Consider the following 13,859-nt stretch of genomic DNA (forward strand, 5'->3'; position numbering starts at 1 on the left):
CCTCCTGCGCTTCCCGCTCCAGCAACTGCTGGCGGCGGCCGCTGGCCGAGCCCTGCGCCAGTTGGGCGCCAAAGCCGAGGGCCTCGATCTGCTCGCGCAGGGCCGCGGGCGTCTGCATCCCGGGTACCAGCACGATCCGGGCCTGCTCGATGGAGAAGTTGACGTCGGCGGAGATGATGCCGGGCAGCGCCGCCAACATCTTGTTCAGGCGGGCCGAGCAACCGGCACAAGTCATACCGGTAATTTGAAACAGGATGGTCTCGCTGCCGTAGTCGTAACCCTGCGCCTGGATGCTCTCCAGCACCGCCGGCAAACGATCAGGGCTGGCCAGCTCGATGGCGGCTTGCTCCAGTGCGAAGTTGACGGTGGCCGATACCCCGTCGAGCTTGTTGAGGGCGGTCGTGATGCGGCCGGCGCAGTTGGCGCAGCTCATGCCGCTGAGCGGCAACTGCAAATGAATGGGTGATTGAAGATGAGTGCTCATGTTGTTCCTCCCCGGAACCCGTCGGCACCACAAAACGCCGACTGGCAAACCCTAACCTTTACTGTAAGGGCAAGCTCAAGCCACATGATCCACTTTTTTCAGATGAAAAAAACGGCGCCCGTTTGCTGTCAGAGAGCCAACGGGCGCCGCATTCAGCTATTGCGCGGTGTGAGCGGAGCTCAGATACCGTACTGGGCGCGGTAAGCCTTCATGGCGGCCAGTTGCGCCGCCAGCTCCGGCTGTTCGGCCTGCTTCTCTTCCAGATACTGGATCAAGTCGCTCATCTGGATGATGGCGATGATGTGAGCGCCGTAGTCACGCTCCACTTCCTGAATGGCGGAGAGCTCGCCCTTACCCTTCTCCTGACGGTCCAGCGCGATCAGCACGCCAGCCAGGGAGGCGCCGTTGGCCTGGATCAGATCCATGGATTCGCGGATGGCGGTGCCGGCAGTGATGACATCGTCCACCAGCATGATGCGCCCCTTGAGCGGGCTGCCCACCAGATTGCCACCCTCGCCGTGATCCTTGGCCTCCTTGCGGTTGAAGCACCAGGGCACGTCCACGTCGTGCTGCTCCACCAGCTGCACCGCGGTGGCGGAGGCGATGGGGATCCCCTTGTAGGCCGGGCCAAACAGCACGTCGAACTCAATGCCGGCATCCATCAGGGCGGCGGCGTAGAAGCGGCCGAGACGGGCCAGATCGCGGCCGCTGTTGAACAGGCCGGCGTTGAAGAAGTAGGGGCTTTTACGACCGGATTTCAGGGTAAATTCACCGAATTTGAGGACCTGTTTCTCTAGGGCGAACTCGATAAATTGACGCTGGTAGGCTTTCATTCTGGCTCCTTGCTTGGCTTGTCGTTGTCTTGTGTGGGGGTATAAAAAAACGCGGACAGTGCCGCGTTTTTCAAATCAGAAATTCAGGAGAGCGCCTGCTTCTGCAGCGCTATGATGTCGTCGATGCCGCCCTTGGCGAGGGCCAGCATGGCCAGCAGCTCCTCGTGGGTGAAGGGTTCGGCCTCCGCGGTGCCCTGCACCTCGATGATGCGACCATCTTCGGTCATCACCACGTTCATGTCGGTCTCGGCGGCGGAGTCCTCGATGTACTCCAGATCGCAGATGGCCTCCCCTTCGAACATACCGACGGAGACGGCCGCGATCATCTGCTTGAGCGGGCTCTGTTTGATCAGCCCCTTCTCCACCATCCAGTTCAGCGCATCCACCAGCGCCACGCAGGCCCCGGTGATGGCGGCGGTACGGGTACCGCCGTCGGCTTGCAACACGTCGCAGTCAACGGTAATGGTGTGCTCGCCCAGGGCACTCAAGTCTACCGCCGCGCGCAGGGAGCGGGCGATCAGACGGGAGATCTCCAGGGTACGGCCGCTCTGCTTGCCGGAGGCCGCTTCGCGGTTCATCCGGGAGTGGGTGGAGCGCGGCAGCATGCCGTACTCGGCAGTGACCCACCCCTGCCCCTTGCCTTTGAGGAAGCGCGGCACGCTGGTGTCGACGCTGGCGGTGCAGAGCACGCGGGTGTGGCCGAATTCCACCAGCACGGACCCTTCAGCATGCTTGGTGAAGTGGCGGGTGATGGTTACCGGACGCACCTGGGCGGCGCTGCGATCGCTGGGACGGGACATGGGACTGACCTCTGGGCTGGCTGAATTGGCGCAGGAGTATAAGCGATCGCTACTCAAATATCAGCCGCTAAAACCACCTCGTCGGCTGACGGAGCAGGCCTGGCTGAGTATACTGGCCGCACACTTCATCAAGCCCGGAACAATCAATGATTCACAGCATGACCGCCTACGCCCGCAAGGAACTCAAGGGCGACTGGGGCACAGCCGTTTGGGAAATTCGTTCGGTCAACCAGCGCTATCTGGAGACCTACATTCGCCTGCCGGAACAACTGCGCAGCCTGGAGCCGGTTCTGCGTGAGCGCTTCCGCGCCAAGCTGCAGCGCGGCAAGGTGGAGTGCAACCTGCGTTTCGAGGCCGCGCAAGCCGCTGCCAGCCAGCTGCACATCAATGAAGAGCTGGCCAAGCTCATCATCGACAGCGCCAACTGGGTAATGAAGGAAGCGGGCCAGGGCCAGCTCAACCCGGTCGACGTGCTGCGCTGGCCGGGCGTGATGGCTGCCGCCGAGCAGGACATGGATGCGGTCGCCACCGAGCTGCTCGGTGGATTTGACCTTACCATGGAAGATTTCCTCGCCTCCCGCGCCAGCGAAGGGGCCAACCTCAAGGCGCTGATCGAACAGCGTCTGGCCGGCATTCAGGTAGAAGTGAAGAAGGTGCGCGTGCACCTGCCGCAGATCATCGAGTGGCAGCGCCAGAAGCTCACCGACCGGCTGGCCGAAGCCAAGATGGAGCTGGATCCAGCCCGCATCGAGCAGGAGATCGTGCTGCTGGCCCAGAAGATCGACGTGGCCGAAGAGCTGGATCGCCTGGAGATGCACATCAGCGAAACCAACAAGATCATGAAGAAGGGTGGCGCCTGCGGCCGCCGTCTCGACTTCATGATGCAGGAGTTCAACCGCGAGTCGAACACCCTCGGCTCCAAGTCTATCAACGCCGAGGTGACCCAGTCCGCCGTCGAGCTGAAGGTGCTCATCGAGCAGATGCGCGAGCAGATCCAGAACATCGAGTGATCTCCCTCATCGATGCACCAGCCCCCGCCACCCGGGGGCTTTTTTATGTCATATCCCCAGTGTGATCAACGGCATGGCCCCAGTCGGGCCGCTTGTGGCAAGATAGGTGACTGCCTTTCACCGAGTCCCTGTCCGCCATGAATCTACCCAGTTATGAAGCCATGATGCCTGCGGTGCTCAAGGTGCTGGCCGATGGTCATGCCCGTCCCCTTAGGGAAGTATTCGAGCGGGTTTGCCAACACTATGCCTTCACCCCGGAACAGCTGGCAGACACCTTGCCAAGTGGCCGCCAAACCACCATCCGCTCCCGGGTCGGCTGGGCCAAGACCTATTTGGTCAAAGCGGGTCTAATCGAGCAACCCAAGCGGGGCATTTGCCTTATCACCGAACGGGGTAAGGCGGCACTAGTCTCGGGACATGCTATCGACAACCACTATCTGGCCCAATTCAACGAGTTCGTGGCGTTTACCCTGGCCTCCAGTGAAAGCATGGGCAATCCGTCCCGGATCGTGACGGACGCAACGACACAGTCCACGCCAGAGCAGGCCAGTACACCGCAAGAGCAGATTGAGCAGGCGCTGGCAGCCATCAATCAATCCCTTGCCGATGACTTGCTAGCCGAGATCCTTGGCCTTTCCCCTCGCTTCTTTGAACAGCTGGTAGTCGATCTCATGGTGGCCATGGGCTATGGCGGCAGCCAGCAGGATGCCGCACGCACCACCCGTTACAGCAGTGATGGCGGTATCGACGGCATCATCAAGGAAGACAGACTCGGACTCGACTCCATTTATCTGCAGGCCAAGCGTTACACCGACAAGACGGTGGGCCGCCCAGACATTCAGGCTTTCGCAGGAGCGCTGGATCTGCACAAAGCCCGCAAGGGGGTCTTTATCACTACCTCAAGCTTTAGCCGCGAGGCACAGGAGTTCGTGGGACTGATTGAGAAGCGCATTGTCCTGATTGACGGACCCCGACTCGCCGCCCTGATGATTGAATACGGCGTCGGCGTCACCACCCGCCAGACTCTCACCATCAAGACCCTGGATTCAGATTACTTTCTGGAAGATTGACCATGACCGAGCGCAGCAACTTCTATTTCCTTCAAGCCCATGCCCCCATTCTGCTTGAGCTGGCGCAGGGCGCTGAACGGGCATTCGTCGGTGATCCCAACACGACCCTGGTCAAGTTGCGTCAACTGAGTGAAGCCTTGGCCCAAGATATTGCAATGCGCTGCGGTATTGCCGCCCAGCCGCAGACCACACAGGCCGAGCTGCTCTATCTGGTTGGCCGTGAGCTGTCGCTGGATCCGATCGTGATGAACCTGTTTCATGGGCTGCGCAAGGCAGGAAATCATGCGGTGCATCAGTTCAAGACCCGTCACAAAGAAGCCTTGGCCGGGCTGAAAGTCGCTCGAGACCTGACTGTCTGGTACCACCGCTTCTTTGGCAAGGGGAGCGAGCATTTCAAACCAGAGCCCTTTATCGTCCCCAAAGATCCCAGCGCCGAGCTGCACCAATTGCAGGAGCAGATAGCCAGGCTCAAGGACGAGCTCACCAGTGCCAGCAGCCAGCTCGATCAGAATCAGGAGTTGGCCGAGTTGCTGGCGCGGGAGAAGAAGGAATATCAGGAGCTGGCTGAACTGATGGACAGCGAGGCCAGAGAGCTTGCCTCCCAGGCCAAGACGCACCAACAGGCGCTCGCTACTCAGCAGCAGGAGTTCGAACGCCGCCTTGCCGAGTTGCAGCAGCAATTACAGCAGCAAAGCGAAGAGGCCAGGAAGCAGGCAGCGTTGGCCCTGCAAGGGTTTGCCAGCAAGGCAAAGCGCATCACCGACACCTTGGTTCTTGACGAGGCCAGTACCCGCATTCTCATCGATCAACAGTTGCAGGATGCTGGCTGGGAGGCGGACTCCGAGCAACTCGATTACCGCAAGGGAGCTCGTCCGCAGAAGGGACGCAACATGGCCATCGCCGAATGGCCAACCGAGCATCACGGGGAGAAGGGTCGGGCCGATTACGTGCTCTTTATCGGTCTGATGCCGGTCGCCGCCGTAGAGGCGAAAAAGATGAATACCAATGTGGCCGGCAAGATCCCTCAGGCGGGGCGCTACAGCAAGGGGTTTGTTCTGTCAGGTTTGATGGTCAGCCCCTGGGTTCTGGAGGGACGCTCGTCCCCCTGGCACGATGGTCAAGGTGAACAGTATCAACTCCCCTACCTCTACTCCTGCAACGGTCGCCCCTTTGTCAAACAGCGGGCCGAGCAGTCCGGCATCTGGTTTCGCGATGCCCGCCACCCGAGCAATCTGGCCCGCGCACTTCAAGAGTTCCACTCGCCGGACGGGCTGCTGGATCTGCTCAAACGCAGCCGCGAACAAGCGGAGCAGACACTCAAGCAAGAGGGGTTTGGTTACCTCAAGGTGAGACCCTATCAGCAGAAAGCCATCGAGGCGGTGGAATCTGCGCTCGCGCGCGATCAGCGCAACTGTCTGCTGGCCATGGCGACGGGGACGGGCAAGACCCGCACCATCATTGGTCTGATGTATCGCTTCCTCAAGGCAGAGCGTTTTCGCCGCATCCTCTTTCTGGTGGACAGGACAGCACTCGGCGGCCAAGCCCTGGATGCATTCAAAGATACTCGCCTCGAACAAAACCAGACCCTGTGGTCTGCCTACACCATCGCAGAGCTCGGAGACATGGCGGCGCAAGCCGAGACCCGCATTCAGGTCGCCACCGTGCAGGCCATGGTCAAACGTATCTTCGCAAGTGACAACCGACCGCCGATAGATGAGTTCGACTGCATCATCGTGGACGAGGCTCACCGGGGTTACGCCCTGGATCAGGAGATGACCGAAGGGGAGCTCTCCACCCGTGATACCGCGCAATATCTCTCAAGCTACCGTCGGGTGCTCGACTACTTCGATGCGGTCAAGATTGGCCTCACCGCCACCCCGGCAAAACACACCAGCGAGATTTTCGGCAAGCCGGTCTACCTCTACTCCTACCGTGAGGCGGTGGCCGACGACTGGCTGATCGACCACGAATCGCCGATCCGTTTCCAGACCGAGCTGACCGAGCATGGCATCAACTTCAGCAAGGGCGAGAAGGTGACCGCTATCGATACCCGCACCGGCGAGATCGAGACTGCGGAGCTGGAAGACGATCTCAATTTCGAGGTGGATGCCTTCAACAAACGGGTGATCAACGAATCCTTCAATCAGGTCATCTGTCAGGCGCTGGCACAGGAGCTGGATCCCTTCGGAGAAGAGAAGACCATGATCTTCTGCACCACCGACAACCATGCCGACATGGTCAAGCGGCTACTGGATGCCGAGTTCAAAACCCTCTACGGCGAAAGCTATAACCAGGAGGCTGTCGCCAAGATCACCGGCAAGAGTGACAGGGTGAGCACCCTGATCAGCCGCTACAAGAACGAACGCTACCCCAATATCGCCATCACGGTGGATCTGCTCACCACCGGCATCGACGTGCCGCGTATCTGCAATCTGGTCTTCATGCGGCGGGTCAAGTCACGGATCCTCTATGAGCAGATGATGGGGCGGGCCACCCGTCGCTGCGACGACATAGGCAAGACGGTGTTTCGCATCTATGACCCGGTGGATATCTATGCCGCGCTGGCCGAGGTCAACACCATGCAACCCCTGGTCAAGAATCCCGATATCACCCTGACGCAGCTGGCTGGTGAGCTGAGCGATGAGCGCTGCCTGGAGCAAGCCCTCAATGTGGCGGGAGACGAGCCGGGCCAGAGCCAAGCCGATACCATCTTGAATCAGCTCAGCCAGAAGCTGATGCGGGTGCTGCGCAAGGCAGAGAGCAAGGCGGATCGCTACCCGGCCTTGAAGCAGAAGCTGGCCGAACTGGGGGAAGAGTGGGGTATTGAGCCGGGCAAGCTGCATCAGCACCTCCATCAGCTCGGGCCAAGGCAGGCCAGCCACTTTTTGCGCCAGCACGCCACCCTGCTGAGGGAACTGGCACAGGTGGAGGAGCTGATCGGCAGCGAATATCGTCCGGTGATTTCCGATCATCAAGACAGGCTCACCCTGCGCGAGCAGAGCTACGGTGCCTATGGCAGGCCACAGGATTATCTGGATGGCTTCGCCGACTTTATCCGTCAGCAGGTCAATGGCAATGCGGCGCTGATGGCGGTGATCAATGCCCCACGCAACCTCACCCGAGCCCAGCTCAAGGAGGTCAAACTGCTGCTCGACAGCGCCGGTTTCAAGGAGGCCAACCTGCAGAGTGCCTGGCGCAATCAGACCAATCAGGACATCGCCGCCAGCATCATAGGCCATATTCGTCGCGCCGCCCTTGGCGAGCCGCTCATCCCCTATAGCGAACGGGTACGGCTGGCAATGGAGCAGATCTACCGCAGCCAGAGCTGGACGCCCGTCCAACGCAAGTGGCTGGATCGTCTGGCCAGGCAGCTGGTGCACGAGGTGATTGTCGATCGCGACTTTATCAACGAGCGCTTCGCCGATGATGGCGGCGCCAAAAGGCTTGACGGTCTGCTCGGTAGACAACTCGATAAACTGCTGGACCAGCTTGGTGACGCGCTCTGGCAAGTGGCCTGACAAGCGGCAGCGGCCTCGACAGAGACAGATATAGAAAAGGGCGCCTTTTATCTATGTGGGCCGTGATATGTATAGAAAATTAAAATTTCTATACATACAATCGCCGCCATACACAGAAAAGGGGACTTTCTATGCCCATTACCCCGCTGCCGCTGGTCAATATCGCTGAGCTGGAGAGCCGCGCCGTGCTCAAGAAGAGCGCCGAAGCTCACCGCTATCTGGCCGAACTCAAGGGGGTGGCCGCCAGCATCCCCAACGAGGGGATCCTCATCAACACCCTGTCCCTGCAAGAGGCAAAAAACAGCTCGGAGATCGAGAACATCATCACCACCCAGGATGATCTCTACCGCGCCAACCTGTTTGAAGAGGCGGTCAATCCGGCCACCAAAGAGGTGCAGGACTATGCCGCCGCCCTCAAGCAGGGCTTTGCCACCGTGCGCAATCAGCAGCTGATCCGGCTGGCCGACATTCTGGCGGTGCAGCAATTCTTGGAGAAAAACCGCGCCGGCTTGCGCCGCCTGCCCGGCACCGATCTCAAGAATGCCCGCACCGGCGAGGTGATCTACACCCCGCCCCAACATGCAGACGAGATAGCCGCCCTGATGGACAATCTGGTGTGCTATATCAATGACGACGAGCTCTGTGATGCCGATCCCCTGGTCAAGATGGCCATCATCCACCACCAGTTCGAGAGCATTCACCCTTTCTATGACGGCAATGGCCGCACCGGCCGTATCCTCAACCTGCTCTATCTGGTGGCCCAGGGGCTGCTCAACCTGCCGGTGCTCTATCTCAGCCGCTACTTTATCCAGGACAAGGGGCGCTACTACCGCGAACTGCAAGCGGTGCGTGATACCGGTGACTGGGAGCCCTGGCTGCTCTACATGCTCGATGCGGTGATCGACACGGCCCAGAGCACCATCGCCCTTATCACTGGCATCAAGGAGCTGATGGCCAGCTACAAGCAGGGCATCCGCGAACAACTGCCCAAGATCTACAGTCAGGATCTGCTCAATAACCTCTTCAACCACCCCTACACCAAGATCGACTTTGTCATGGGCGATCTCGGGGTGACCCGCATCACCGCCACCCGCTATCTGGATTTGCTGGTCGAACAGAAATTCTTGCAAAAACAGAAGATTGGTCGCGGCAATTACTACATCAACCAGCCCCTGTGCGCCCTGCTGGCGGCTCACAGCTGATAACCGGAACATCCATGCGCAACAACGATATCGTTCAAAAACTGTGGAACCTGTGCGACGTCCTGCGTGACGACGGCATCAACTACTCCGACTATGTCACCGAGCTGGTGCTGCTGCTCTTTATCAAGATGGTGCACGAGAACGAAGAGGCGGGCATTCTGGCCGCCCACACCCTGCCCGAGCATTGCCGCTGGCCAGAGCTCGCCAGCCGCTCCGGCCTCAACCTGCTCAACCACTATCGCCAGATGCTGGTGGATCTCGCCAAAGACCAGGATCCCCTGATCGCCGCCATCTATGCCGATGCCCAGACCCGGCTGCGCGAGCCGCGCCATCTGGAGCAGATGATCAAGACCCTCGACCAGATCGACTGGTTCAGCGCCAAACAGGATGGCCTGGGGGATCTCTATGAAGGGCTGCTGGAGAAGAACGCCGGCGAAACCAAATCCGGCGCCGGCCAATACTTCACCCCGCGCGCCCTGATCAACAGCATGGTGCGCTGCCTCCAGCCCAAGGCGGGGGAAGTGATTCAGGATCCGGCAGCCGGCACCGCCGGTTTTCTTATCGCCGCCGACCAGTACATCAAGAGCCAGTCGGACTATGACGACTTGACGCTGCAACAGGTGCGTTTCCAGAAGCAGAAAGCCTTTATCGGGGTCGAGCTGGTGCCCAATACCCGCCGCCTCGCCCTGATGAACTGCCTGCTGCACGGCATGGAAGGGGATGAAGAGGGGGTGGTGCACCTTGGCAATGCCCTGGGACAGGCGGGTGCCGCGCTGCCCAAGGTCGATGTCATCCTAGCCAACCCCCCCTTTGGCACCAGCAAGGGGGGTGAGGCCAGCAATACCCGCGACGATCTCACCTACAAGACCAGCAACAAGCAGCTCGCCTTCTTGCAGCATATCTATCGCGGCCTCAAGCCCGGTGGCCGCGCCGCCGTGGTACTGCCCGACAACGTGCTGTTTGAAGCCGGGGTCGGCACCGAGGTGCGCCGTGACCTGATGGAAAAATGCAACCTGCACACCATACTGCGCCTGCCCACCGGCATCTTCTACGCCCAGGGGGTCAAGACCAATGTGCTCTTCTTCCAGAAAGGCAGCGCCACTGACCCCTATCAGCAGGAGGGGTGCACCCAGGCAGTCTGGGTCTATGACCTTCGCACCAATATGCCGAGCTTTGGCAAGCGCACCCCCTTTGGCAATGCAGCCATTGGTTTTACCGAGGCCGAGTTCGGCACAGATCCCCATCTGGGCCCCTTTGAGCAGGTATTTGGTACTGACCCCAATGGCACCGGTTTACGCACGGAAGGGGAATACAGCTTCGGCGCAGAAAAAGTCGAGCTGGCCGAGGATGCCGCGAACCAGGACACAGACCCCGAGCTGGCCCACAGCCGCTGGCGCTGCTTTGGCCGGGAGTGGATCCGCGATAACAAGGGCGATTCACTGGATATCAGCTGGCTCAAGGATCAAAACAGCGTCGATGCCGCCGACTTGCCCGAGCCGCTGGAACTGGCCAGTGAGGCCAAGGATGAGATGGAAGCGGCACTGGCCGAATTGCAGGATCTGGTCAAGGCGCTGGAGGGAATGGCGTGATGGACTTGCAAGCAATTCCCGATAGCTGGGCTGCTACTAACCTTGGCTCCATAGTGGATTATGGAAAAACTCAAAAATGCGAATTGGCCGATATTGATGGCGTGACTTGGGTCGTAGAGCTCGAGGATATTGAAAAAGATACTTCACGAATTATATCGAGAGGGTATACCCCTGCGCGCGACTTCAAGAGCTCTAAGAATTTATTTAATAAAGGCGACATTCTTTATGGAAAACTGCGCCCATACTTAAATAAAGTAGTAATGGCAGATGAAAATGGTGTGTGCAGTACAGAAATAATACCAATAAACGCTGAACCATTAGTAATCAATAAATATATTTTTTATTGGATTAAAAGTCATCATTTTTTAGATTATGTAAATGATGTTAGCTATGGCGTTAACATGCCTCGCTTGGGGACAAACGATGGTCTTAACGCACCATTTATATTGGCTCCCTTTGCAGAGCAAAAAGAGATTGTCGACCGGCTTGATATATTGCTGGCTCAGGTGGAGGCCACTCAAGCCCGTCTGGCCCGTATTCCAGATATTATCAAGCGTTTCCGTCAATCCGTGCTTTCCGCTGCGATGAGTGGCAAATTGACGGAAGAGTGGCGTAGTAAAAACACGGTTAACCAACCAAGGAAGGAAAAATTAGCAAGTGTCATTAGCTTTTTAGACCAGGGCTGGAGCCCCAAATGTATTAATGAGCCTGTTCAAAATAATCAATGGGGTGTTATCAAAACATCTGCTGTCCAACCAGGTTTTTTTCTAAAGGAAGAAAATAAAACTTTACCTGAAGAGTTAAAGCCAAGAACAACGCTAACCTTATTAAAGGACGATATCCTTATCACACGAGCAGGCCCTAGAAGTAGATGTGGCATTACTTGCATTGTCGATGACGATTACCCCAACCTTATGATCTGCGATAAGGTTTATAGAATCAGAACCAACGTGAAGCACCTTTTGCCACAGTACCTAAACTGGTGCCTCAACTCACCTACATATTTATCTTATATAGAAGAGTTGAAAACTGGCATATCTGAAAGTGGCATGAACATGACCCAAAATAAATTGAATGGGCTGATTATAAATTTACCACAGGTAGAAGAACAAACCGAAATTGTTCGTCGAGTAGAACAACTGTTTGCCTATGCCGATAGTATCGAGCTACAGGCCAAAGCGGCCAAGGCGCGGGTCGATAACCTGACCCAGGCCATTCTGGCCAAGGCGTTTCGCGGCGAGTTGACCGCCGACTGGCGCGCCGCCAACCCGGTGCTGATTAGCAGCGACAATAGCGCCGCCGCCCTGCTGGCCCGTATCCAGGCCAAGCGGGTCGCCGTCAAACCGCGCAAGAGCCGTAGGGTGTAATGAACAACGTGAATTACACCGCAACAGAACCAACCACAAGGCGCCAAAGCGGTGCAATGCGCTCCGCTTATTGCACCCTACGTTGCTGGCGCGCCGTCAAGCCACGCAAGCGAGCGGGCAGACAGGGGAGTTAGCCATCAACAAGCCAGCCCTTTTGCACTGCTTTAGCCGAGGGATAAAAGGGCGGCCTTGTGGCGCCATAACTTGTATCATCACGAAGATGCCTAACCCTTTATTGACCAGGTGGCAGTGCCCGATATGAAATCCGATAGCGACATGCTCGAACAGTTGATCCGCCTCGCCAGCAGCAACCCCCAGGTGCAGGTGCTTTGGCTTTACGGCTCCCGCGCCAAGGGGACGGCTGGGCCCGACAGCGACTGGGATCTGGCGGCGGCATTCGATCCGGTCAAACAGAGTGGTCCGCTGGGCGGCGCGCTGGAGAACCGGTTGCGGCCCGAACTGCTGGCGCTGGATTGGCAACGAGCCCTGGGGTTGGCGGAGGGGGAACTCTCGGTCGTCGATATCAATCAGGCCCCCATTCCCTTGGCCTTTGCCGTAGTCGATGCCAATCGTCCTCTCTATAGCCGTGATGAGGGGCGACGCTTGCAGGAAGAGGCGCGGATCATGTCGCAGATGGAACTTGGTTATCCCCGTCGCAAAACCGATATCAGCAAGCATCATTCAGAGGAGTAGAGATGAGCGATAACGCCTATATCGGCGCTTTGCGCATCAGCCTGTCGCGTTATCAGGCCGAGCTGTCAGAGATCCGGGCTATTCTGGCGCAGCGTGCGCTTTCCAATCTGGAGTACCGCGCCGCCGAGCGAACCATGCAGGTTTCTATCGAAGCCTGTATCGGCGTGGCCAAACACTGGGCCAGAGCGCTGGCGGGCCATACTCCGCAGGATGCCTATCAGGCATTCGAAATCCTGGCCCAGCGTGGCGAGCTATCCCCCGACACGCTGATCGGCTGGCGCAAGATAATTGGCCTTCGCAATGCGCTGGTGCACGACTATCTCAATATCGATCCCGAGATCATTCGTAGCGTGATTGGTCAGGGTTATAGCGACCAGCTGTTTACCTTTGGCCAACGGGGACTCGACTGGCTGGCGGCCAGGCTGGATTGAGCCGCCGCGCCCTGCGTCCTTAATGCAAAAGAAGGGGCCTGCAAGTGCAGGCCCCTTCTTTTTGCTGATAATCACCGGTTCTGGCTGGGGGCGGCTTTTATCCGTTGGATGATTTGAACTTGCGGCTGCGCAGCAGCAGGGGGAGCTGGTAGAGCACCAGAGCGCCCAGCACCAGGCCGGCGCCGGCCAGCTTGGCGGGGCCCAGGGGTTCGTCATAGAAGAGGGTGCTTAAGATCAGGGTCCAGACCGGTTCGAGCAGCATCAGCAGGGCGGCGTGGGCCGTGGTCATCCGGCTCAGGGCGTGGGTGAGCAGCCAGTAACGCAATGTGGTGGCGATCAGGACGCTGGCCGCAAACCAGCCCCAGATACCAGTGCCGATGCTGGCGGGCCACTGCTCGGTCAGCAGGGAGAGCAGGGTGCCGAGCAGTCCGGTCACCGCCAACTGGATGCAGGTGAGCCAGGTAGGAGGGATGGACTGGGCGAAGTGGCGGTGCACCGCGAGCTGGACCCCCAGAGTGGCGGCCGCCGCCAGAAACCAGAACAGGGAGAGCGACACGCCCCAGTGGGTGCTGCTGGAGAGCAGCAGCAGACCCGCGACGGCCACGGGCAGAGTCAGCCAGTAGTGACGGCCGGGTCTGGCCTTGAAGGCGGCCCAGGCGGCGAGCGGCGCCATCAGGGTGGCCACGCTCATGATGAAGGCGCCACTGCCGAGGGCATCGCTCTGGCTGATGGCGGTAACCCAGAACAGCAGGCTGGCCCCGAGCAAAGTGCCGCACCCGGCGGCGCGCAGCAGTTGTGAGCCACTGGGGGGCGGCTCGCGCAACCAGGCGAGCGGCAACAGCAGCAGGGCGGCCAGCAGGAA

General features: G+C 58.9%; 12 protein-coding genes. 8 read left to right on the forward strand and 4 right to left on the reverse strand.

Annotated elements, in window-relative coordinates; translation table 11 throughout:
• The 3 genes from AACR77_RS18630 to rph form a co-directional block, all read right to left on the reverse strand.
• On the reverse strand, positions 1-484 hold a 484-nt coding region (locus AACR77_RS18630), incomplete at its 3' end, for a heavy-metal-associated domain-containing protein (protein WP_197055470.1).
• A 179-nt stretch (positions 485-663) separates the two neighbouring features.
• Complete coding sequence (pyrE, locus tag AACR77_RS18635) at positions 664-1,317, reverse strand: orotate phosphoribosyltransferase (RefSeq protein WP_010676102.1); 654 nt, start codon at positions 1,315-1,317, stop codon at positions 664-666.
• Positions 1,318-1,400: 83 nt separating this feature from the next.
• On the reverse strand, positions 1,401-2,117 hold the full coding sequence (rph, locus tag AACR77_RS18640) for a ribonuclease PH (protein ID WP_042878650.1): 717 nt from the start codon (positions 2,115-2,117) through the stop codon (positions 1,401-1,403).
• A 146-nt stretch (positions 2,118-2,263) separates the two neighbouring features.
• On the opposite strand from rph, the gene AACR77_RS18645 reads away from it, so the two are divergent.
• The 8 genes from AACR77_RS18645 to hepT all read left to right on the forward strand — a co-directional run bounded on the left by AACR77_RS18645 (position 2,264) and on the right by hepT (position 12,997).
• Positions 2,264-3,127 carry a YicC/YloC family endoribonuclease gene (locus tag AACR77_RS18645; protein WP_042878653.1) on the forward strand — a complete coding sequence of 288 codons (864 nt, stop codon included), beginning with the start codon at positions 2,264-2,266 and terminating at the stop codon, positions 3,125-3,127.
• Positions 3,128-3,264: 137 nt separating this feature from the next.
• The gene (locus AACR77_RS18650) at positions 3,265-4,197 is read left to right on the forward strand and encodes a restriction endonuclease (RefSeq protein ID WP_042878655.1); all 933 of its coding nucleotides are present in this window, start codon (positions 3,265-3,267) and stop codon (positions 4,195-4,197) included.
• A 2-nt stretch (positions 4,198-4,199) separates the two neighbouring features.
• Positions 4,200-7,715 (forward strand): type I restriction-modification system endonuclease, encoded by a 3,516-nt coding sequence (hsdR, locus tag AACR77_RS18655; protein ID WP_042878656.1) that lies wholly within the window; start codon positions 4,200-4,202, stop codon positions 7,713-7,715.
• Between the two features lie 131 nt (positions 7,716-7,846).
• Complete coding sequence (locus tag AACR77_RS18660) at positions 7,847-8,917, forward strand: Fic family protein (RefSeq protein WP_042878658.1); 1,071 nt, start codon at positions 7,847-7,849, stop codon at positions 8,915-8,917.
• Between the two features lie 14 nt (positions 8,918-8,931).
• Entirely contained in the window at positions 8,932-10,506 is a 1,575-nt protein-coding gene (locus tag AACR77_RS18665; RefSeq protein WP_042878661.1) for a class I SAM-dependent DNA methyltransferase, read from the forward strand.
• Positions 10,506-11,873: a restriction endonuclease subunit S gene (locus AACR77_RS18670; protein ID WP_042878663.1), complete on the forward strand. Its 1,368-nt coding sequence runs from the start codon at positions 10,506-10,508 to the stop codon at positions 11,871-11,873. The genes AACR77_RS18665 and AACR77_RS18670 overlap by 1 nt, the downstream gene beginning before the upstream one ends.
• Positions 11,874-12,131: 258 nt before the next feature.
• Complete coding sequence (mntA, locus tag AACR77_RS18675) at positions 12,132-12,566, forward strand: type VII toxin-antitoxin system MntA family adenylyltransferase antitoxin (RefSeq protein WP_042878665.1); 435 nt, start codon at positions 12,132-12,134, stop codon at positions 12,564-12,566.
• Positions 12,567-12,568: 2 nt separating this feature from the next.
• Positions 12,569-12,997: a type VII toxin-antitoxin system HepT family RNase toxin gene (gene hepT / locus AACR77_RS18680; RefSeq protein WP_042878667.1), complete on the forward strand. Its 429-nt coding sequence runs from the start codon at positions 12,569-12,571 to the stop codon at positions 12,995-12,997.
• Between the two features lie 97 nt (positions 12,998-13,094).
• Here hepT and AACR77_RS18685 read toward each other — a convergent pair.
• On the reverse strand, positions 13,095-13,859 hold a 765-nt coding region (locus tag AACR77_RS18685; protein ID WP_042878669.1), incomplete at its 5' end, for a DMT family transporter.

It is taken from the genome of Aeromonas sp. ZOR0002, from assembly GCF_963866995.1.
Lineage (GTDB): Bacteria > Pseudomonadota > Gammaproteobacteria > Enterobacterales > Aeromonadaceae > Aeromonas > Aeromonas caviae.

What these genes read in the sequence shown, in the direction of transcription:
- pyrE (WP_010676102.1), bottom strand. Translation starts at nt 1,317, where the DNA reads ATGAAAGCCTACCAGCGTCAATTTATCGAGTTCGCCCTAGAGAAACAG.
- rph (WP_042878650.1), bottom strand. Translation starts at nt 2,117, where the DNA reads ATGTCCCGTCCCAGCGATCGCAGCGCCGCCCAGGTGCGTCCGGTAACC.
- AACR77_RS18645 (WP_042878653.1), top strand. Translation starts at nt 2,264, where the DNA reads ATGATTCACAGCATGACCGCCTACGCCCGCAAGGAACTCAAGGGCGAC.
- AACR77_RS18650 (WP_042878655.1), top strand. Translation starts at nt 3,265, where the DNA reads ATGAATCTACCCAGTTATGAAGCCATGATGCCTGCGGTGCTCAAGGTG.
- hsdR (WP_042878656.1), top strand. Translation starts at nt 4,200, where the DNA reads ATGACCGAGCGCAGCAACTTCTATTTCCTTCAAGCCCATGCCCCCATT.
- AACR77_RS18660 (WP_042878658.1), top strand. Translation starts at nt 7,847, where the DNA reads ATGCCCATTACCCCGCTGCCGCTGGTCAATATCGCTGAGCTGGAGAGC.
- AACR77_RS18665 (WP_042878661.1), top strand. Translation starts at nt 8,932, where the DNA reads ATGCGCAACAACGATATCGTTCAAAAACTGTGGAACCTGTGCGACGTC.
- AACR77_RS18670 (WP_042878663.1), top strand. Translation starts at nt 10,506, where the DNA reads ATGGACTTGCAAGCAATTCCCGATAGCTGGGCTGCTACTAACCTTGGC.
- mntA (WP_042878665.1), top strand. Translation starts at nt 12,132, where the DNA reads ATGAAATCCGATAGCGACATGCTCGAACAGTTGATCCGCCTCGCCAGC.
- hepT (WP_042878667.1), top strand. Translation starts at nt 12,569, where the DNA reads ATGAGCGATAACGCCTATATCGGCGCTTTGCGCATCAGCCTGTCGCGT.